The sequence below is a fragment of the Maritalea mobilis genome (assembly GCF_019800885.1).
Lineage (GTDB): Bacteria > Pseudomonadota > Alphaproteobacteria > Rhodobacterales > Rhodobacteraceae > Roseibacterium > Roseibacterium beibuensis.
Window position 1 is genome coordinate 714,604 of sequence record NZ_JAHVKE010000001.1, and the last position, 21,003, is coordinate 735,606.

Below are 21,003 nucleotides of genomic sequence, written 5' to 3' on the forward strand. Positions count from 1 at the left end.
CCCGCTATGCGAGGGCGGACCTGCTTCAAAACGGCTTGCGTGAGATCAGAAGCGCAGGGCCGCGTTGATGCCGAAGGTCGTGGCACCGGCATCGATGCCCGTCCCGTCGAAATCTTCGAACTCGTGGCGCAGCAGCTCGGCACCGACGGTGACGGTGTCGGTGACGGCGTAGTCCATGCCGACGCCGTAGTAGTAGCCGTCATCCTCGAACGTGCCGCCGCCGAGCGCGTCGATGGAGGCATAGGCCGCACCGGCGGTCGCGTAGATCAGCGCAGGGCCTGCATCGTAGCCAGCCTCGACACCGAGGCGATAGACGGACTCGAGCGTACCGACATTGTCGATGTCGATATCGGCGGCGTTCACGTCTAGCTCGGCGCCGAGAACGTAGCTGCCGAAGTCATAACGGTAGCCCGCGAAGACACCGCCAAGCATGCCGTTCTCTTCCTCGTCGAGGCCGGCGCCCTCGGCGTCGGCCATGCCGTATTCCAGCTGACCACCGGCGTAGAAGCCAGTCCAATCGGCGCTGACCTGCGCAGGGGCCGGAGTTGGCACATAGGCGGGTTCCGGGGCGGGTTCGGCCATGCCACCCGCCAGCGCCGGGAGGGCGACGAGGCTCAGCGCGGCGATGCCTGCGGGAAGTGCGAATTTCATTGTTTCGTCCTTTCATTTGCTCGAACGGTCCGTGCGCTGCCGGGGTGGCGGCGCAGGATGCATCACGCGATATGGGCATGGCATCAGAAGATGCCAATCACGGCTGCGTGTTCGGCAAGTCTTTGCTGAATAGGCAAAATTTCCCCGGCGTCATCCCGCTACATGACGCAAGGTCAGTAAGATTTTTCCGCTTGGGCAGGGAACAAAACCCGGTTCAGGCCAGCGCGGCGGCCTCTTGCGCCAGCCGCGTGATGCGGTCCCAGTCGCCCTGCGCCACGGCATCCTTGGGCGCCACCCAGGACCCGCCGGCGCACAGGACGTTGGGCAGGGACAGGTAGTCGCCCGCATTGGCGATGGAAACACCACCGGTCGGACAGAAGGCGACTTGCGGGATCGGGCCGCCGATGGACTTGAGCGCGGGCGCACCGCCCGCCGCTTCCGCCGGGAAAAACTTGAGCATGTCATAGCCGCGCTCGAACAGCGCCATGACCTCGCTTGCCGTCGCAGCACCGGGCAACAGCGGCAGGTCCTCGGCGATGCACGCCTCGATCAGTCGGTCGGTCGCACCGGGCGAGACGCCGAATTTCGCCCCCGCCGCCTTGGCGTTGCGCACGTCCTCGGGCGTCAGCAAGGTGCCCGCGCCGACCACGCCGCCCGGCACATCCGCCATCGCGCGGATCGCATCGAGCGCGGCGGGCGTGCGCAAGGTCACCTCCAGCGCGGGCAGACCGCCCGCCACGAGGGCCTCCGCCAGGGGGCGGGCATGGCTTGCGTCCTCGATCACCAGGACCGGGATGATCGGGGCAAGATGGGCAATGTCGCGCGCGATGCGGGACTGGTCGGCGGGGGTCATCTCGTATCTCCTGATGCGGTCATCGGGTTGGCAAGGCGGGCTATGGGTGGCTCATACCACGACGCCCGCGCCTTCGGTTGCGGGGCCAGCGGTTTTGCGGAACACCTCGAACAACTCGCGACCGACGCCATGGGCATTGGCCGACAGGTCGGGCTGGGCCGAGGGGCGATCTGCAACGCCCTCGGTCAGCACTTCGAGCGTGCCCTTGGTCGCATCGACCCGGATCAGGTCGCCATCGGCCAGCTTGCCGATCATCCCGCCATCCAGCGCTTCGGGCGCGACATGGATCGCGGCGGGCACCTTGCCCGAGGCCCCCGACATGCGCCCGTCCGTGACCAGTGCCACCTTGTGGCCCCTGTCCTGCAACACGGCCAGCACCGGCGTCAGCGCGTGAAGCTCTGGCATGCCGTTCGATTTCGGCCCCTGGAAACGGACGACAACGACCACATCGCGGTTCAATTCCCCGGCGCGGAAGGCGGCCTTCACATCCTCCTGGTCATGGAAGATGGCCGCAGGCGCCTCGATCACGTGACGCTCAGGCGCAACGGCGGAGGCCTTCATCACCCCGCGCCCGAGATTGCCCGAGAGTTCGACCAACCCACCCGTCGCCTGGAACGGGTCGCGTGCGGGACGCAGGATCTTGTCGTTCAGGCTTTCGCGCGCGCCATCCTCCCAGAACAAGGCGCCGTCCTTCAGCTTCGGCTCTTGCGTATAAAGGCCCAGACCCTTCCCCGCGACGGTCAGCGTGTCGTCATGCAGAAGGCCCGCCTCCAGCAGTTCGGCGATCATGTATTGCAACCCGCCCGCCGCGTGGAAATGGTTCACGTCGGCCAGGCCATTGGGATAGACCCGCGCCATCAGCGGCGTGGCCGAGGAGATGTCCGAGAAATCGGCCGGATCGAGGATCACGCCCGCCGCCCGCGCCATGGCGACAAGGTGCAGGACGAGGTTCGTCGACCCGCCCGTGGCCATCAGCCCCACGATCCCGTTCACGAAGGCCTTTTCATCTAGGATATCGCAAACCGGCGTATAGGCATTGCCCAGCCCGGTGATCGAGGCGGCCCGCTCGGCGGCGGCCTCGGTCAGCTTGTCGCGCAGATCGGTGTTCGGGTTCACGAAGCTGGCCCCGGGCAGGTGCAGACCCATGAACTCCATCAGCATCTGGTTCGAGTTCGCCGTGCCGTAGAAGGTGCAGGTGCCCGGCCCGTGATACGAGGCCATCTCGGCCTCCATCAGCTTGTCGCGCCCCACCTCTCCGGTGGCGAATTGCTGGCGGATGCGGGATTTCTCGTCATTCGGCAGGCCGCTGGTCATGGGACCGGCGGGCACGAAGATGCCCGGAAGATAGCCGAAGGTCGCCGCCGCGATGATCAGCCCCGGCACGATCTTGTCACAAACCCCGAGGTAGAGGACCGAGTCGAAGGTGTTGTGGGACAATGCCACGCCGGTTGCCAGCGCGATCACGTCGCGCGAGAACAGGCTCAACTCCATCCCCACCTGCCCTTGCGTGACGCCGTCGCACATGGCGGGCACACCGCCCGCGACCTGCGCCGTGGCACCGGCGCGGCGCGCGGCCTCCTTGATCCGGGCGGGAAAAGTCTCGAACGGCTGATGCGCCGAGAGCATGTCGTTATAGGCGGTGACGATCCCGATATTCGGCGCGCGGCCTTCGACCAGCGCGTCCTTGTCGCCGCCCATCGCGGCATAGGCGTGGGCCTGGTTGCCGCACGTCAGGTGCGCACGGCGCGGCCCGTCCTCGGCCAGTTTGCGCATCCGGTCGAGATAGGTGCCGCGCGGCCCGCGCGAGCGGTCGATGATACGCTCGGTGACGGCTGCGATCCGGTCGTCGAGTGGCATGACGCTTCCCTCCAGTCGGTGTCACCGGGAGAGATAATCCGTTAGCGCTAACAATTCCACCCCCGAATCGCGGGGCGCGTTCAGGCCGGCAGGCGAAGCCCCCCGTCAATGCGGATGGTCTCGCCATTCAAATAGGGCGACGCGATCAGGAAGGCGGCAAGCCGCGCGAATTCCTCGGGCTTGCCAAGGCGCTTGGGAAAGACCACGTCGCGCGCCAGTTCGGCCATCATCTCCTCGCCCAGGCTTTCGAGCATCGGCGTCAGGAACAGGCCCGGCGCAATGGCGTTGCAGCGGATGCCAAGGCTGGCAAGGTCGCGCGCGATGGGCAGGGTCATACCGGCGATCCCGGCCTTCGAGGCGGTATAGGCCGCCTGCCCTTTCTGCCCCTCGAAGGCCGCGATGGAGGCCGTGTTGACGATCACACCGCGTTCGCCGTCTTCGTTCGGCGCGTTCCCGGCCATCTCGGCGGCAGCCAGCCGCGCGACGTTGAAGGAGCCGACAAGGTTGATGTCGATGGTCCGCTGGAACGCCGAGAGGTCGAACGGGCCGGATTTTCCGACGGTCTTGGCCCCGGTCACGATGCCCGCGCAGTTCACAACGGCATTGAGACCGCCCATGGCCTCTTTCGCGGCGGCAATCCCCTTGGTCACGGCCTCTTCCGAAGTCACGTCGACCTCGTGAAAAGAGACGCCCGGCATCTCCTCGGCCAGTGCAGCCCCCGCATCGCCCCCGATATCGAAAATCGCCACCTTGGCGCCCTGTTCGGCCAGATGCCGCACCGTTGCACCGCCCAAGCCGCGCGCCCCGCCTGTCACGATGGCCTTGACCGTTGAGAGTTCCATGTCGCGCTCCTCCGCCGATTAATGAACACTTGTTCAATTAACAGCGTCGGGGCGGCGGCGTCAATTTCCCACGCCCGCCCAGGCCTGCCGGATACGCCACGCAAGATCGCGCGCCGACAGGGCCCGCGACCCGCCACCCGGCGTTGCCTCGACATAGCCGACCAGGCCAAAGGGAATATCCCCGGTCAGGGCGTTGGCAACGATCGCGTCGATCAGGATGGTTTCGCGCCCATAGGCGGTGCTGCGCGGCAGGTCGGCCGCCGGGTACATCAGCGAGATCAACTCGGCGCAGAACAGTTGCGACGGGTCTGCCGAGTCGAAGCGCATATCGAAGGGCACGCCCATGCGGGCCAGGCCCCGGCGCAGGATCGCGGCGCGGTTCTGACCCTCGGGCCGCAGCAGCACGACCGCGTCGGTGTCCAGCACGATCTCGGGCGGGGCAAGCCGCACGCCGCCATCGACCGCTTCGAGAAAGATGCGACCCTCACGGATCTGATCGTGATACGGCGCAAGCTCCGGCATGTGCCACAGACCCGCCGCGCGCAATTGCGCCTCGGTGCCGATATGGATGGCGCCATGGGTGAATTGCCCCGGGATCAGGTGCCCCGACATGCGGTTTTCGGAATGCACGAAGATCACGTCCAAGGGCTGCAACGCCTCGAGGATAATCCCCGTCGCCTCGACCTGGCGCGTCATCCGGCCCGGTCGCAACTGGATCTGCCCGAAATCGCGGAGCGTTTCGACATTGGCATCCGCGATCCGGATCACCCAGTCGGGATAGGTCTCGTCCGCCCGGCAACATCCCTCGACCAGGGCCGCCACCGGCTCGGGGCCGCGTGCGGGCAGATCGGGAATAGGCGGCGCACCGCAGGCCGTCAGGCCAGCGACCACGACCGCACCGATCAGGCTTCGCAGGGCGAGAAGAAGCGTGCGCATGGCGCCGCATAACATGGGAACGGCCAACCCGCCTAGTGCGGCTGAACGCCCGGCAGGAAGACGTCTTCGTCGCGATGCAGGAGCGAGATACCATCCTTGAAGACATGCACCTTTTCCGGTTTGGCGGTCAGGTGCACCTCTTGCCCGCGCTTGTCCTTGTGGATGCCCGTCAGCTTGGCGATCACCGGGTCATGATCGGGCGCGGACTTCTCGAAATAAAGCAGCGTGACCTCGCCAAGCGCCTCGGTGATGTCGACCTTGCCGGAATAGGCGAATTCCGGACCATCGGTCGCGATCATGTCCTCGGGGCGGATGCCGACCTTGACCTCGGCGCCCTCGTCCTCGGGACGCGAGGGGTAATGCGAGATGATCGTGCCCGCGCCCTCGTCCAGTTGCAGGGTGGTCTGATCCCCCGTCCCCACGATCCGCCCGCCCAGAAGGTTCATTGCCGGGCTGCCGATGAATTGCGCAACGAAGGTGGAATTGGGTTTCTCGTACAGATCCAGCGGGCTGCCCACCTGCGCGATCCCGCCGCCTGCCAGCACGACGATGCGGCTGGCCAGCGTCATCGCCTCGACCTGGTCATGGGTGACGTAGATCATCGTCGAGTCGGGCATCTGTTCCTTCAGTTGCGCGATCTCGATCCGCGTTGCGACGCGCAGCGCCGCGTCGAGGTTCGACAGCGGCTCGTCGAACAGGTAAACCTTGGGGTCGCGCACGATCGAGCGCCCGATAGCGACCCGCTGGCGCTGACCGCCCGACAGCGCCTTGGGCAGGCGATCGAGGAAATTGGTCAGTTGCAGCTTGTCGGCGGCGGCGCGCACGGCCGCGTCGATCTCGGACTTGGATTTGCCCGCGATCTTCAGGGCGAAGGCCATGTTGTCGTAGACCGTCATGTGCGGATAAAGCGCGTAGGATTGGAACACCATGGCGATGCCGCGCTCGGAGGGAGGCACGTCGTTGACCACCATGCCGTCGATCTCCAGCGTCCCGCCGGTGATCTTTTCCAACCCCGCGATCATGCGCAGAAGCGTGGATTTCCCGCAGCCCGAGGGGCCAACGAAAACGATCAACTCGCCCGTCTCGATCTCGAGGTCGATATCACGCAGCACCTGAACGGTGCCGCCATAGGTCTTTTCGACATCCTTGAGCTTTAGGTCTGCCATTCTCCCCGTCTCCCTCCGGAACTGTCATGCGCGCGCCGGCCCGCTCCCCCGGGCGACGCGCGGCCAAATCGTCAGGCCTCGATCCCAGCCTCGTCATCCTTCACGCCGAAAAACGCCTGGTAGGGCGGCAAGGTCACCTCCTCCTCGCGCATCACGGCGGTGAACGGCGCGCCCAGATCCTGCCGCCAGCTGCCCTCGGGCAAGGCGACCGGCTGGCCCGCATTGGTGAGGTTGAAGGCGCAGAACAGGCGCTGCCCGTCATATTCGCGGATGAAGGCCACGACCCCGTCCGCGGCGCGGATCAACTCCATGCTGCCCTTGGCCAGCGCCGGGTAGCCGTGCCGGAACGCGACCATCGCCTGGTAGAAAGCCAGCGTGCTGTCCGTCTTGGACTGCTGGTCGCTGACCGAGCGTTGAAGGTGCTCGACCGCGACCGGCAACCACGGCTTTGCATCCGAAAACCCGCCATTCTGGTTGTCCGAAATCCACGGGATCGGGGTGCGGCATCCATCGCGCCCCTTGAACTTGGGCCAGAAGCGGATGCCATACGGATCCTGCAAATCCTCGTAAGAGACATAGGCCTCGGTCAGGCCCAGTTCCTCGCCCTGGTAGAGGCAGACCGACCCGCGCAGGCTGAGCAGAAGTGCTGCGTACAGGCGACGCGCCTCTTCGCCGAGGTTCCAGCGGCTGGCGTGGCGCACCACGTCATGGTTCGAGAACGCCCAGCACGCCCAGCCATCCCCGATCGTCTTCTCGTACTCGGTGATGACCTCGCCCACGCGCTCGGCCGTCGGCGGGATCGCGGCCAGAAAGTCGAACGAGTAGGCCATGTGCACCTTGTCGCCGCCGCCGGTATATTCCGCCTGGATCTGCATGCCGTATTGCGCGTCGCCCACTTCCCCCACGCTGGTCGCGGCCGGGTATTCATCGAGCAACGCGCGGAAGCGGCGCAGGAAGTCGAGGTTTTCGGGCTGGTTCTTGTCGTAAAGGTGCTCCTGCCAGTTATAGGGGTTCACCTCGGGCGCGATGGTGGCGTTGCGCCGCGCCGGGTCGAGCGCGGGATTGTCGCGCAATTTCTGGTCGTGGAAGTAGAAATTGATCGTGTCGAGGCGGAAGCCATCCACCCCGCGATCCAGCCAGAAGCGCACGATGCTCAGCAATTCCTCCTGCACCTGCGGGTTGTGCAGATTCAGGTCAGGCTGCTCTTTCAGGAAATTATGCAGGTAGTACTGCATCCGGTCGCCCGACCATTCCCAGGCAGAACCGCCGAAGATCGACAGCCAGTTGTTGGGCGGGCTGCCATCGGGCTTGGCATCGGCCCAGACATACCAGTCGGCCTTCGGATTGTCGCGGCTGGACTGGCTTTCGTGGAACCACGGGTGCTGGTTTGAGCTGTGCGACAGCACGAGGTCGATCAGCACCTTCAGGCCCAATTCATGGGCGCGGGTCACCAGCGCGTCGAAATCGCCAAGCGTGCCGAACATCGGGTCGACATCGCGGTAGTCGCTAACATCATAGCCGAAATCGAGCATGGGCGAGCGGAAGAACGGGCTGATCCAGATCGCATCGACGCCCAGTTCGGCCACGTGTTGAAGCCGGTGAATGATCCCCGCGAGGTCCCCGATCCCGTCATGGTTCGAGTCCTGGAAGCTGCGGGGATAGATTTGATAGATCACGGCACCGCGCCACCAGTCCTTGTCGGTGGCGACGATCTGCTCTTGCGGGAGGTCCTGCATCAGGTTCATGAGCCCGGTCGTCCTTTATTCTCTTACTTCACCGACCCTGCGAGCAGGCCGCGCACGAGGTAACGCTGCATGGTGAAAAACACCAGGAGCGGCACCGCGATGGACACGAAGGCAGCCGTGGCAAGAATGCCCCAGTCCCCCCCTCGACTGCCCAACAGATCATCGGCGATTTTAACAGTCATGACCTGAGCCTCCCCGGCCGAAGGCAAAAACACCTTGGCCACCAACAGGTCATTCCACGTCCACAGGAACTGGAAAATGGCGAAAGACGCAAGCGCCGGAAAGCTGAGCGGCAGGATGATCCGCACGAAAATCTGGAAATCCGTCGCGCCGTCCACCTTGGCACTTTCGATGATGTCGCGCGGCAGGCCGGCCATGTAGTTCCTCAGCAGGTAAACGGCGAGCGGCAGGCCGAACCCGGTATGCGCCAGCCAGATCCCGAGAAAGCTCTGCCCGATGCCGATCGTGTTGTGCAGGTTCAACAGCGGCACCAGCGCCAGTTGCAGGGGAACCACCAACAGCCCCACCACCGCAGCGATCAACAGCGCCCGGCCCGGAAACTCCATCCAGGCCAGCGCGTAAGCGGCAAAGGCCGCGATCAGGATCGGGATGATCGTCGCCGGGATCGTCACCGTCAGCGTGTTGATGAAGGCGCGGTCCATGTTGTCGGCGGTCAGCACCGTTCGGTAATTGTCGAGCGTGAAATCGGGCGGCGTGTCGGCCACGAAATAGACGCGCGGGCCGCGGTCATCCGGTTCGGTCGCGGTGTAGACGTAGGAACCGTCGGCATTCACCGTGATCGTGCCACCATCGCGGTTCTCGACCTCCTGGCCGGCCTCGAACGCGCCCGGCTCGCGCCCGCGCAGACCGAAGGCCGCGATGCTGCTTTCGCCGCTTTCGAAGCTCTCGCGCACCTCCGCCGTTTCGAAGATGTTGCCTTCGTATATCCACAGATCGCCCTCCTGGCGCGGCTCGGCATCGGAGCGGGTGCGGTAGGTCAACTCCACCGAGAAGGGCGCCACCCACCATCCCGAGGCCGAGATCTGGTCGCGGTCGCGGAAGGACGACACGAACAGGCCCACGGTCGGGATCAGCCACAGCAGCACCAGCAGCAGGACCGAAAGGTTGGTGGCCCAGACGAGCGCGGGTTTCTTGCCAGCGATATTGTCCATGTCTCTCCCCTCCCTGGCTCAGCGCATCTCGGCGCGCGACTGGCGGATGTTCCAGATCATCACCGGCAGAACGGTGACCATGATGACGAAGGCCACCGCCGTCGCCAGCCCGTCATCGCGGAACATGAAATCCATCATGTAGCTGGGCAGGATCTCGGTATCGAAATTGCCGCCGGTCATCGTGTAGACGATGTCGAACACCTTGAGCACAAGCACCGTGATCGTGGTCCAGACCACCATGATGGTCGACTTGATCTGCGGCACCTTGATCTTGAAGAAGATCTGGAACGGGTTGGCCCCGTCGATGATCGCGGCCTCGACCGTTTCCTCGGGGATGCCGCGCAGCGCGGCCGACAGGATCACCATGGCAAAGCCGGTCTGGATCCAGATCAGGATCACCATCAGGAAGAAGTTGTTCCAGAACGGGATCTGCAGCGGGTCCAGCGGATCGGCGCCAAGGGCCGCCCGGATCGCGTTGATGATCCCGATATCTGGGTCTTGCGCGTAGACGAATTTCCAGATCAGCGACGCGCCCACGAAGCTGATCGCCATCGGCATGAAGATCAGCGATTTCGCGATGTTGCCCCATTTCAGACGGTCGGTCAGCTGCGCCGACAACAGCCCGAGGAAGGTCGCGGCGGCGGGCACGAAGATGACCCACAGGATGTTGTTGAAAAAGGCGACCCGGAAATCCTCGGACGCGAGCAGTTGGGCGTAATTGCCAAAGCCGATGAACTCGTCTCCCGCCCGGTTGTAGAGCGAGCGCATGAAGCTGCCGACCACCGGATAGACGAGGTAGAGCCCAAGCGCGAACATCGCCGGAAACAGGAAAATCCACGGCCGCACGGCATTGGCGCGGTTGATGTTGCGCCCCGCCTTCTCGCCGCGCGCAGGGAAGATGACCTTATCGAGGACGAGATTGGCGAAGTAGAAATAGGCCACGCATCCGCCCACCCCGATGATGATGGTGATGATGCCCTGGATGATCGGCGACAATGGCGTGCCCTCCCTTCGCAAAACGACCCGAGGCTCCGGGCCGGACGCTGGCCGATTTGGCTCGGCTCTGGCTGCGTGCCCGGCCCGCCGAGGGGCGGACCGGGCGGTTGTCAGGTCTTACCGAGGCATGTGCCTCAGTTGAGCGTTTCCCACCGCTCCTGAATGGCGGCGGCGACGTCGGCGGCGTCTTCGCCGGTGACGTAATCGACCATGCCGGTCCAGAACGCGCCCGCGCCGATCTCACCCGGCATCAGGTCTGAGGCGTCGAAGCGGAAGGTGGTGGCGTTCAGCAGGATCTCGTTCATGTTGCGCAGGTCGTCGCTGGCGAACACGTCGGGGTTCACCCCGCCATAGGGGGTCAGGAAGCCAGACTGCGCCATCCACACCTCGTGCGCGATGGGCGTTTGCAGGAACTCGATCAGGCCATGGGCCACCGGCGCATCATCGGTGATCGCAAAGAGCGTCCCCGCACCGAGCACCGGGCTGCCGAGATCCCCTTCGGCATAGGCCGGGAAGTAGAAGAAATCGCTATCCGCATCCTCCGGGAAGAAGGTCGGGATGAACGACGCCTGGCGGTGCATGTAGCATTCCGGCGGGAAGGTGAAGAGGCCCGCCGGGCTGTCGCGGAAGTCGGTCGAGGCCACGGCCTCGGCCCCGCCGTTGACGAAATCGTCGTTGCGGGCGAACCAGCCGAATTCCTCGATCGCGCCGACCACGGCCGGGTCGTTGAACGGGATTTCGTTGGCGACCCACTGGTCATAGACCTCGGGCGGCTGGGTGCGCAGCATCATGTCCTCGACCCAGTCCGTCGCCGGCCACCCGGTGGCCGCGCCCGAGCCCAGGCCGATGCACCAGGGCGTCTCGCCATCCTCGACGATCTGCTCGGTCAGCGCGCGCAGGTCTTCCATCGTTTCGGGCACGTCATAGCCTGCCTCGTCGAACTGCTCGGGGCTGTACCAGACCAGCGATTTCAGATCGACCTTGTAGAAGAAGCCGTAAAGCGCCTCCTCCCCATCGGGCCCGGCATAGGAGCCGAGATCGACCCAGGACTGACCGGCGGCGTAGTTTTCCGTCACCCAATCCGCGGTGCCATCCGCCAGCGGGGTCAGGAAGCCGCGCGCGGCCATGTCCGAGGCGAGGCCCGGCTGCGGGAACACGGCGATGTTGGGGGCCGAGTCAGCCTGGGCCGCGATGACGATATCCTGTTCGAAGCTGTCCGAACCGGAATACTGCACCTCGGCGCCGGTGGCCGCGGAGAAGTAGGCGAGAACCGAGTTGACCAGTTCCGCGTCCGCGCCGGTCCACGGCCCGGTGATGGTCAGTGTTTCCCCGGAATAGTCATGCCCTTCGGCAAAGGCCTCGTAGCTGTCCCAGTTGAAGGCGCCCTCGCCTACCGGGAACATCAGGCCGCCATGCGCCTCGGCGAATGCACCGCCGGCGCTGAGCGCCAGGATCGCGGCGCTGGTGAAAAGACGGGTCTTCATCATGGAATACCTCCCAGGAATTGCACCGGGCCAAGGCCCGGATGTCACTTTTTCCCAAGCGATCTGGATAGGTGCATGGAGCAGTAACCCGCTCGCCCCTCCAAAGCGCTTTGGGTTGCGGCCACCCTTTCGGAACACTCCGAGTCTGTCAATGTGCGAATGGCAACACACGGAATTTAGAGGGTTCTTTCGCAGGTGCAGCATGGCGTGACCCGGTGGAATGCTTTGACATCGCCCATACCAGCCCGATAGCGTGCCGTGAAAATCCGAAGCGCTTTGGAAACGCATTCGCCATGAATCTCAGGCAGTTGGCCGACTCGCTCGGCCTGTCCATGACAACGGTCAGCCGGGCGCTGAACGGCTACCCCGAGGTTCGGGAAGAAACCCGTGCGCGCGTTCTTGCCGCGGCCAAGGCCGCCAATTACACGCCCAATGCCCGCGCCCGGCGCCTTGCCACGGGACGCGCCATGACCATCGGGCATGTCGTGCCGCTGACCGGGCGGGAAGAAACAGTAAACCCGATCTTCGCGGATTTCCTGGCCGGCGCGGGCGAGATCTATGCCCGGGAGGGCTATGACCTGCTCTTGTCGATGGTGGGCGCAGAGGAAACGGCCACCACCTATCGCAACCTCGCGGCCACCGGATCGGTGGATGGGGTGATGGTGCAATCCCCACGCATCGTGGACGATCGCATCCCGCTGTTGCAGGAGTTGAAGATACCCTTCCTCGTCCATGGCCGCACGGGCGAGTACACGACCTATAGCTGGTTCGACGTGGCCAATATCCGGGCCTTCCGCCGCGCCACCGACTTCTTGCTGGATCTCGGCCACCGCCGGATCGCCCTGATCAATGGGCAGGAAACCCTCGATTTCGCCGCGCGGCGCCGCAAGGGGGTGGAAGACGCGCTGCAGGAGCGCGGCCTGCCCTCGCGGCCCGAGTGGATGCACCAGGGCGTGATGACCGAGCAATATGGCTACACGACCACCCATGCGATGCTGGCGATGGACCCGGCCCCGACCGCCATCCTGTGTTCGTCGATCATCCCCGCCATGGGCGCGCGGCGCGCCATCGCCGAGGCCGGTCTGACGCTGGGACGGGACGTTTCGGTGATCTGCCACGACGATGCGCTCTCCTACCTCGGCAACGACGCGCTGACCTCGCCGCAGGGGCCGCCGTTCACCGCGACACGCTCGCCCATCCGGGCGGCGGGGCGGCGCTGTGCCGAGATGCTGATCGCCCTGATCCGCGAGCCCGACCAGCCCCCCCTGCAAGAGCTGTGGGAAACCGAACTGACGGTTGGCCGCTCGACCGGGCCCGCCCCCGCAACCTGAAGGACCAAAGATGGATCACACCCGTACCGATTTCCCCGACGGTTTCCTCTTCGGGGTGGCCACCTCGGCCTACCAGATCGAAGGAAGCCAATTCGGCGGCGCCGGTCCCTGCCACTGGGACAGTTTCGCCGCGACGCCCGGCAATGTCGTCCGGGCAGAGGACGGCGCGCTGGCCTGCGATCATTATCACCGTTGGGAAGAGGACCTCGACCTGATCGCGGGGCTTGGGGCCGAGGTGTATCGCTTCTCGACCTCCTGGGCGCGGGTGCTGCCCGACGGGGTCGGTCAGCCCAATGTCGAGGGGCTGGATTTCTATGACCGGCTTGTGGACGGGATGCTGGCGCGCGGGATCAAGCCCGCCGCGACGCTCTACCATTGGGAGTTGCCGCAGCCGCTGGCCGACAGGGGCGGCTGGCGCAATGCGGACATGCCCGAATGGTTCGCCGAGTTCACCGAAACCGTCATGCGCCGCATCGGCGATCGCGTGTGGTCCGCCGCCCCCATCAACGAGCCGTGGTGCGTCGGCTGGCTGTCGCATTTCGATGGCGCCCACGCGCCGGGCCTGCGCGATATCCGGGCGACGGCGCGCGCCATGCATCACATCCTGAAAAGCCACGGCCGGTCCATCGAGGTGATGCGGGGGCTGGGCATGAAAAATCTTGGCGCGGTCTGCAATTTCGAATGGGCCGAACCTGCCAGCGACGCGCCCGAGGATCAGGCCGCCGCCCGCCGCTACGACGCGATCTACAACCGGTTCTTCCTTGGCGGGCTGTTCAAGGGGCAATACCCGGCGGAGGTGCTGGAAGGGCTGGAGCCGCATCTGCCCGACAGCTGGCAGGACGATTTCGCCTTGATCGGTCAGCCGCTCGACTGGTTGGGCGTGAACTATTACACACGCCAGCGCATTCGCCACAAGGACGGGGCTTGGCCGAATTACGAACCGGCCGGGCCGCTTCTGCCTCTGACCCAGATGGGGTGGGAGATCTATCCCGACGGCCTGCGCGATTTCCTGATCCGCAATGCCCGCGACTACTCCGGCGATCTGCCGATCTACGTCACCGAAAACGGCATGGCCAATGCGGACACGCCGGAGACACCCGACACCGCGCGCATCGACTACCTCAACGCCCATCTTCACGCGGTCCGACAGGCCATGGACGCGAGGGCGCCCGTGGCGGGCTATTTCGTGTGGTCGCTGATGGACAATTACGAATGGTCGCTCGGCTACGAGAAACGCTTCGGCCTGATCCATGTCGACTTCGACAGCTTGGCAAGAACCCCGAAAGCGTCTTATGACGCGCTGGCCCGCTGGTGGCGCGACACCCCGGCCTGACACGCGAAACGGATGCGACCCTCATGACGCAAGAAAGCGGCCTGTCCCTCGTTGCCGATATCGGTGGCACCAACACGCGTGTGGCTCTGGCCCATGGGCCACAAGTCGATGCTGACAGCATCCGCCGCTTCCGCAATGCCGAGCATGCGGGCATCGACGCCGTCATCCAGGCTTATCTTGAGCAATGCGCCATCACCCCGACCCAGATCACCGGCGTTTGCGTCGCCGCGGCCGGGCCGGTGCGCGACGGGGTGGCGCAACTGACCAACCTCGACTGGCGGATCGACCGCGAGGTTCTGGGCCGCGCCCTGACCGCCGACAAGGTGGCCGTCCTGAATGACCTTCAGGCGCAAGGTCATGCGATCGGCCACATCAGCGCGGACAACCTGAACGAGGTCCTGCCGCAGCCGCCGCACACGGCCCATGCCGCGAAGCTGGTCGTGGGCATCGGCACCGGGTTCAACGCCTGCCCGGTCTTCGACACCGCCGCCGGGCGCTTCGTGCCGCCTTCCGAGGCCGGCCATGTCTCCCTGCCCGCGTCGGAGCCGACGCTGCTGCCGCTGTTGGACAAGCTCGACGATGGGCACGGCCACCCCTCGGTCGAAGAGGTCCTGTCGGGGCGCGGGGTCAGCCGCCTGCACAAGGCGCTGCACGGGCGCGATGCCGCGCCGAACGAAATCCTCGACGCCATGTCCGCCCGCGACGACCGCGCGCTGGAGACAGGGCGCCTTTACGTCCGGATGATGGGGGTCGTGATCGGCGACCTGGCCCTGTCCCACCTGCCCTTCGGCGGCATCTACCTTGTCGGCGGCGTGACCCGGCACTTCCTGCCCTGGCTGGGAGAGTTGGGCCTTGTCGAAGCGTTTCGCGACAAGGGCCGTTTCTCGGGCTTCATGGAACAGTTCGGCATCGCCGTCGTCACCGACGATTACGCCGCGCTGACCGGGTGCGCCTCGCACCTGTCGAAGCTCTGAGCCAAAGCGCGGCAGCAAAACCCGGGTTTTCCTGCCGGAAATCTCGAGATTTCCTGCGCCTCCTTCAAAGCGCGGCGTCCTTCACGGCCTGCATCGACACGTGGGTCGAGGTCGATGACAGGTACGGCAGGTTCGACACGACCTCGGCCAGGACATCGCGATAGGCGCGCATGTCCCGGCAGCGGATCTTCAACAGGTAGTCGAACTGTCCCGCGATCAGGTGGCATTGCTCGATCTCGGGCGCGGCGCGCACCGCCGCGTTGAAGGCGGACAAGGCCGCCTCGCGCGTGTCGGTCAGGCGCACCTCGACAAAGGCGACATGCTCGCGGTCGAGCTTGGCCGGGTCCAGAAGCGCGCGGTAGCCGAGGATATAGCCCTCGCGCTCCAGCCGCCGCACACGGGCCTGCGTGGGGCTTTTCGACAGCCCGACCTCGCGCGCGATCTCGGTGATCGGCAGGCGCCCATCCCGGCTGAGCACGGCAAGGATCTTGCGGTCGAAAAGATCGAGAGCGGCACCATCTGGCATCTGACTTCCTTTCATTTGGCTTTGTAAAAGGAAAAACGTCCTCGAATTTCACAAGTCAAGGAAAACCGCCTGCATGCATGGGTGTACGATGGTGCATCACACCGGACCTGCCTTTGCAAAGGTGACGCCATGCCCCTCGACCAGCCCAGAACACCCCAAGCCATCGCCGAAATCTGGGCCCGCATCCGGGCCGCGCAATACGGCGACGAGGATGCGATCCTGCGCGATCTCATGGCGGCGCATGCCCCCGATGCCGCCACGCGCGCGGCCACCACCAAGCGGGCCACAAGGCTGATCGAGGCACTGCGCGCGGACAAGACGCCGGGCATGATGGAGCTGTTCCTGGCCGAGTATGGCCTCAGCACGCGTGAGGGCGTTGCCCTGATGTGCCTGGCAGAGGCGTTGTTGCGCGTGCCGGATGCCGCCACCATCGACGCCCTGATCGAGGACAAGATCGCGCCCTCGGAATGGGGCGCGCATCTGGGCAAATCCTCCTCTTCGCTGGTCAATGCCTCGACCTGGGCGCTGATGCTGACAGGGCGCGTGTTGCAGGATGGCGAGGGCATGGCCAATGTCCTGCGCGGTGCCGTGCGCCGCTTGGGCGAGCCGGTGATCCGCGCCGCCGTGGGCCGCGCCATGCGCGAGATGGGGCGGCAGTTCGTGCTGGGCGAGACGGTGAACGCGGCCATGTCCCGCGCCGCCGGGATGGAGGCCAAGGGCTACAGCTATTCCTACGACATGCTGGGCGAGGCCGCGATGACGGCGGACGATGCGCAGACCTATTTCGAGGCCTACGCCCACGCCATCGACACCCTGGCCGCCGCTTGCCGGTCGGACGATATCCGCGACAATCCCGGCATCTCGATCAAGCTGTCGGCCCTGCATCCCCGCTATGAAGAAGCACAGCGCGACCGCGTGATGGAGGAATTGGTGCCGCGTGTGCGCACCCTCGCCCGCGCCGCCCGCGCGGCGCATATCGGCCTCAACATCGACGCGGAAGAGGCCGACCGGCTGGACCTGTCGCTGGACGTGATCGAAGCCGTGCTTTCCGATGACGCCTTGGCCGGGTGGGATGGGTTCGGGGTCGTGGTGCAGGCCTACGGGCTGCGCGCCGCCCCGATGCTCGACTGGCTGCACGCGCTGGCCGACCGGCTGGACCGGCGCCTTATGGTGCGGCTGGTCAAGGGTGCCTATTGGGATACCGAGATCAAGCGCGCGCAGGTCGAGGGCTTGCCCGGGTTCCCGGTCTTCACGCGCAAGGTGGCGACCGACGTCTCCTACCTTTGCAATGCGCGCAAATTGCTGGGCATGACGGACCGCATCTACCCGCAATTCGCCACCCACAACGCGCAAACGGTCGCCGCGATCCTGGAAATGGCCGATGACCCGACCGCCTTCGAGTTCCAGCGCCTGCACGGCATGGGTGAGACGCTGCACGAAGAGGTCCGGCGCGGCAACGCCACGCGCTGCCGGATCTACGCGCCCGTCGGGGCGCATCGCGACCTGCTGGCCTATCTCGTGCGGCGGCTGCTGGAAAACGGGGCGAATTCCAGCTTCGTCCACCAGGTTCTGGATGCGGATGTGCCGGTCGCGGCTGTGGCCGCCGACCCGTTCGAGCAGATCGCCACGACTGGTGCGAATAGCGCGGTCACCCGGCCGAATGCCCTGTTCGGCACGGGGCGGGTGAACTCAAAAGGCTTCGACCTCGCCGACCCAGCGACGCTGGCCGAGATCGAGGCGGCCCGAGCGCCCTTTGCCGGGCATTGCTGGACGGCAGCGCCGCTCATTGCCGGCAACCTTGCCCCCGGCACGAGCCGCGAAGTTTCCGCGCCCGCCGATCCCGAGGACAGGGTCGGCACCGTGCAGGAGGCCAGCCCACAGGACGTCGCCACAGCCCTTGACCATGCACGCCCATGGGATGCCTCCGCCGCGACACGCGCCGAGGTCTTGCGGCGCGCCGCCGCCCTCTACGAGGCGCATTTCGGAGAACTGTTCGCCCTGCTCGCCCGCGAAGCCGGCAAGACGCTGCCCGACGCGGTTGGCGAGCTCCGCGAAGCGGTGGATTTCCTGCGCTACTACGCCAATGAGGCGGACGCCCTCACCACGCCAGCCCGCGGGCTCTTCACCTGCATCTCGCCGTGGAACTTCCCGCTTGCGATCTTCACCGGCCAGATTTCGGCTGCGCTGGCCGCGGGCAACGGTGTGCTCGCGAAACCCGCTGAAACCACCAGCCTGATCGCGCACCGCGCCGTGCAGTTGATGCACGAGGCGGGCGTCCCGCGCGAGGTGCTGCAACTCCTGCCCGGCGAGGGGGGCGTGGTGGGCGCGGCCCTCACCTCCGACCCGCGTATTGCTGGGGTCTGCTTCACCGGCTCGACCGCCACCGCGCAGGCGATCAACCGTGCCATGGCCGACCACCTGCCGCCCACCGCGCCGCTGATCGCGGAAACCGGCGGGCTGAACGCGATGGTGGTCGACTCCACCGCCCTGCCGGAACAGGCCATCCGCGACATCCTTGCCTCGGCCTTCCAATCCGCGGGGCAGCGCTGCTCGGCGCTGCGCATGCTTTATGTGCAGGAGGATGTGGCCGACGGCGTGATCGACATGCTGAAGGGCGCGATGGCGGAATTGCGCCTTGGCGATCCGTGGCACCTCTTCACTGATATCGGCCCCGTCATCGACGCCAGGGCGCAGACGGATATCGAGGCCCATATCGATACGGCCCGGCGCGAAGGGCGCTTGATCGCCCAGCTCGACCGCCCCGCGCAGGGCCATGTCGTGCCGCCCACCCTTCTGTCACTGCCGGGCGGCATCGCGAAGCTGACGCGCGAAGTCTTTGGCCCCGTCCTTCATGTCGCAACCTACAAGGCGCGCGATCTGGACAAGGTGATCAAGGCCGTGAATGCCAAGGGCTATGGCCTGACCTTCGGCATGCACAGCCGCATCGACGACCGGGTGCAGCAGGTCTGCGCCGCCATCCGGGTCGGCAACACCTATATCAACCGCAACCAGATCGGGGCCGTGGTCGGCAGCCAGCCCTTCGGCGGAGAGGGCCTGTCGGGCACCGGACCGAAGGCGGGCGGCCCGCATTATGTCAGCCGGTTCACGCAAGCCCCGCTGCGACGGGAACCGGCGACGAATGCCCCCGCCGTGGATCGCGCCATGCTGGAAAAGGCGCTCGCCGCCCTGCCTGATCCACGGGATGCAACCCTCTCCGCACGCTCACTGCCCGGACCGACGGGGGAGTCGAACCGCCTGAGCACGCATCCGCGAGGGCGCGTCCTTTGCCTCGGCCCCGGCAAGGAGGCGGCGGAAGACCAGGCGCGGCTGGCCCGGCAGGCGGGCTGCACCGCGCTGGCGGTGGCGCCGGGGGTGGATGACGGACTGTCCGGGCATGTGCCGTCCGACTGGCTGGAAACGCTCGCCCCCCTCGACGCGGTGATCTGCTGGGCCGAGGACGCCACCCTGCGCGCGATCGTGCAGGCGCTGGCCAAGCGCGACGGGCCGATCCTGCCCCTGATCGCCGAGGCCGACCCGACCCCGCGCCTGACCCTCGAACGGCATCTGTGCATCGACACGACGGCGGCGGGCGGAAACGCACAGCTTCTTGCGGCGGCGGGCTGAGCGCACGCCGCGAACGGGCGACGTGATGACAGCCGTCACACAGACGGTTGCTTGGTGTGAATTTTCCCGCCATGGTGGCGCAGCCGGCCACCGGTATACCGGTGATTGGCCAAGAAAAGTGTCACAAACACAGATTACGCCGAACCGGCACACAGACAGTAAATGGTCCTTCAGGGAGGATAGACCGTGACCCGATCGAAATTCGCCGCGTCCACCGCGCTCGCAACTGGCCTGATCGTGCTGGCCGGCGCGGCCAGCGCCCAGGAAATCCGCTTCATGTGCTACTCGGATGGCAATGAATGCGAAGTCTATGATGACGTTCTGACCCGGTTCGAGGCCGAGAACGACGGCGTCGACGTGATCGTCGACGTGGTGCCTTACCAGGCGATTCTCGAAAACCTGCCCGTGCAGCTGGCCGCTGGCACCGGCCCGGACCTGGCCAAGGTCACCGACCTCGGCGGGTTGAACGAATATTACCTCGACCTGACACCCTACGTTGATGCCACCGCCTGGGAAGAGGCCTTCGGCGGCACGCTCGACTGGTATCGCGGCGGCCCCGATGACGCGGGTATCTACGGCATGCACAGCCAGCTGACCATCACCGGCGCCTTCGTCAACGCCACGCTCTTCGAGCAGGCGGGCGTCGAGATGCCGGGCGAAGACGCCACCTGGGAGGACTGGGCCGAGGCCAGCCGTGCCGTGGCCGAAGCCACCGACACCCCCTTCCCCATGGCGATCGACCGGTCGGGCCACCGTGTCGCCGGTCCCGCGATCAGCTATGGCGCGGCGCTTTTCGGCGAGGACGGCACCCCCACGCTGTCCGATGACGGCTTCGCCGCCTTCGTCGCGCAATTCGTCGCCTGGAACGAGGACGGCACCATGGCGCGCGATGTCTGGGCCGGCCAGGGCGGCGCGACCTACCAGGACGCGGCGCAGGAATTCATCAACGGCGAATTGGTGTTCTACTATTCCGGCAGCTGGCAGGTCGGGCGCATGGACGAACAGGTCGGCGATTTCTTCGACTGGCAGGTCGTGGGCTCCCCCTGCGGGCCGGCTGGCGCCTGTTCCGGCATGCCGGGTGGCGCGGGCATCGTCGGCTTCGAGCAGACCGACCACCCCGAGATCGTCGCCGCCGTGATCGACTTCCTCGCCCAGCCCGAGATCTATGCCGAGGTCACCTCGCGCACGCGCAACCTGCCTGCGCATCTCGGGGTCGGCGACATGGTCGAATACCAGGACGTGTCCGACCCTGCCGCCGCGGCCCTGACGGCCTTTGCCGCCGATCTGCCCGACGTGGCCCCGGCGGCCTTCGCCTACCAGGGCTATGCCGGCAACCGCGCGATGTTCGGCATCACCGTCGAACGGGTCAGCCAGGCCATCGTGGGTGAGTTGAGCGTCGAAGACGCCGTGGGCCGCATGGCCGATGACCTCGCCGCCGCGATGGCGGAAACCCAGTAACACAGGTTCGGTCCCCGCCCTCTCGGGGTGCGGGGACCTGCCCTAACGGTCACGA

The 21,003-nt window shown here is 65.9% G+C and carries 16 protein-coding genes; 5 read left to right on the forward strand and 11 right to left on the reverse strand.

All coding sequences use genetic code 11. The features are described from left to right. Nucleotides 1–45: 45 nt before the first annotated feature. The 10 genes from KUV65_RS03570 to KUV65_RS03615 all read right to left on the reverse strand — a co-directional run bounded on the left by KUV65_RS03570 (nt 46) and on the right by KUV65_RS03615 (nt 11,702). A complete protein-coding gene (locus tag KUV65_RS03570) occupies nt 46–651 on the reverse strand; it encodes an outer membrane protein (RefSeq protein WP_222187601.1) in 606 nt (201 codons plus the stop codon). A gap of 214 nt (nt 652–865) precedes the next feature. Next, entirely contained in the window at nt 866–1,504 is a 639-nt protein-coding gene (gene eda, locus KUV65_RS03575; protein ID WP_222187602.1) for a bifunctional 4-hydroxy-2-oxoglutarate aldolase/2-dehydro-3-deoxy-phosphogluconate aldolase, read from the reverse strand. 51 nt (nt 1,505–1,555) lie between these two features. Then, a complete protein-coding gene (gene edd, locus KUV65_RS03580) occupies nt 1,556–3,361 on the reverse strand; it encodes a phosphogluconate dehydratase (RefSeq protein ID WP_222187603.1) in 1,806 nt (601 codons plus the stop codon). Between the two features lie 80 nt (nt 3,362–3,441). Further along, complete coding sequence (locus KUV65_RS03585; protein WP_222187604.1) at nt 3,442–4,203, reverse strand: SDR family oxidoreductase; 762 nt, start codon at nt 4,201–4,203, stop codon at nt 3,442–3,444. A gap of 60 nt (nt 4,204–4,263) precedes the next feature. After that, a complete protein-coding gene (locus KUV65_RS03590) occupies nt 4,264–5,139 on the reverse strand; it encodes a YiiX/YebB-like N1pC/P60 family cysteine hydrolase (RefSeq protein ID WP_222187613.1) in 876 nt (291 codons plus the stop codon). Between the two features lie 32 nt (nt 5,140–5,171). Then, nucleotides 5,172–6,305, reverse strand: a complete 1,134-nt coding sequence (locus tag KUV65_RS03595) for an ABC transporter ATP-binding protein (protein WP_222187615.1) — start codon at nt 6,303–6,305, stop codon at nt 5,172–5,174. 71 nt (nt 6,306–6,376) lie between these two features. Further along, a complete protein-coding gene (locus KUV65_RS03600) occupies nt 6,377–8,050 on the reverse strand; it encodes an alpha-glucosidase family protein (RefSeq protein ID WP_222187616.1) in 1,674 nt (557 codons plus the stop codon). Nucleotides 8,051–8,073: 23 nt separating this feature from the next. Further along, on the reverse strand, nt 8,074–9,222 hold the full coding sequence (locus tag KUV65_RS03605; RefSeq protein WP_222187618.1) for a carbohydrate ABC transporter permease: 1,149 nt from the start codon (nt 9,220–9,222) through the stop codon (nt 8,074–8,076). Between the two features lie 18 nt (nt 9,223–9,240). Further along, the gene (locus KUV65_RS03610; RefSeq protein WP_222187620.1) at nt 9,241–10,218 is read right to left on the reverse strand and encodes a carbohydrate ABC transporter permease; all 978 of its coding nucleotides are present in this window, start codon (nt 10,216–10,218) and stop codon (nt 9,241–9,243) included. Between the two features lie 134 nt (nt 10,219–10,352). After that, nucleotides 10,353–11,702 (reverse strand): ABC transporter substrate-binding protein, encoded by a 1,350-nt coding sequence (locus KUV65_RS03615; protein WP_222189590.1) that lies wholly within the window; start codon nt 11,700–11,702, stop codon nt 10,353–10,355. 293 nt (nt 11,703–11,995) lie between these two features. Between KUV65_RS03615 and KUV65_RS03620 the strand changes: the two genes are divergently transcribed. Genes KUV65_RS03620 through KUV65_RS03630 form a run of 3 tightly spaced genes read left to right on the forward strand, consistent with a single transcriptional unit; the run spans nt 11,996 to nt 15,340 of the window. Further along, on the forward strand, nt 11,996–13,033 hold the full coding sequence (locus KUV65_RS03620; RefSeq protein ID WP_222187622.1) for a substrate-binding domain-containing protein: 1,038 nt from the start codon (nt 11,996–11,998) through the stop codon (nt 13,031–13,033). A gap of 10 nt (nt 13,034–13,043) precedes the next feature. Beyond that, entirely contained in the window at nt 13,044–14,366 is a 1,323-nt protein-coding gene (locus KUV65_RS03625) for a GH1 family beta-glucosidase (RefSeq protein WP_222187624.1), read from the forward strand. A 23-nt stretch (nt 14,367–14,389) separates the two neighbouring features. After that, nucleotides 14,390–15,340 (forward strand): glucokinase, encoded by a 951-nt coding sequence (locus KUV65_RS03630; protein ID WP_222187626.1) that lies wholly within the window; start codon nt 14,390–14,392, stop codon nt 15,338–15,340. A gap of 64 nt (nt 15,341–15,404) precedes the next feature. Here KUV65_RS03630 and KUV65_RS03635 read toward each other — a convergent pair whose 3' ends face one another. Further along, on the reverse strand, nt 15,405–15,866 hold the full coding sequence (locus KUV65_RS03635) for an Lrp/AsnC family transcriptional regulator (protein ID WP_261331582.1): 462 nt from the start codon (nt 15,864–15,866) through the stop codon (nt 15,405–15,407). Nucleotides 15,867–15,995: 129 nt separating this feature from the next. On the opposite strand from KUV65_RS03635, the gene putA reads away from it, so the two are divergent. After that, entirely contained in the window at nt 15,996–19,490 is a 3,495-nt protein-coding gene (putA, locus tag KUV65_RS03640; RefSeq protein ID WP_222187628.1) for a bifunctional proline dehydrogenase/L-glutamate gamma-semialdehyde dehydrogenase PutA, read from the forward strand. A 186-nt stretch (nt 19,491–19,676) separates the two neighbouring features. Then, the gene (locus KUV65_RS03645) at nt 19,677–20,948 is read left to right on the forward strand and encodes an ABC transporter substrate-binding protein (RefSeq protein WP_308124501.1); all 1,272 of its coding nucleotides are present in this window, start codon (nt 19,677–19,679) and stop codon (nt 20,946–20,948) included. Nucleotides 20,949–21,003 lie beyond the last annotated feature (55 nt).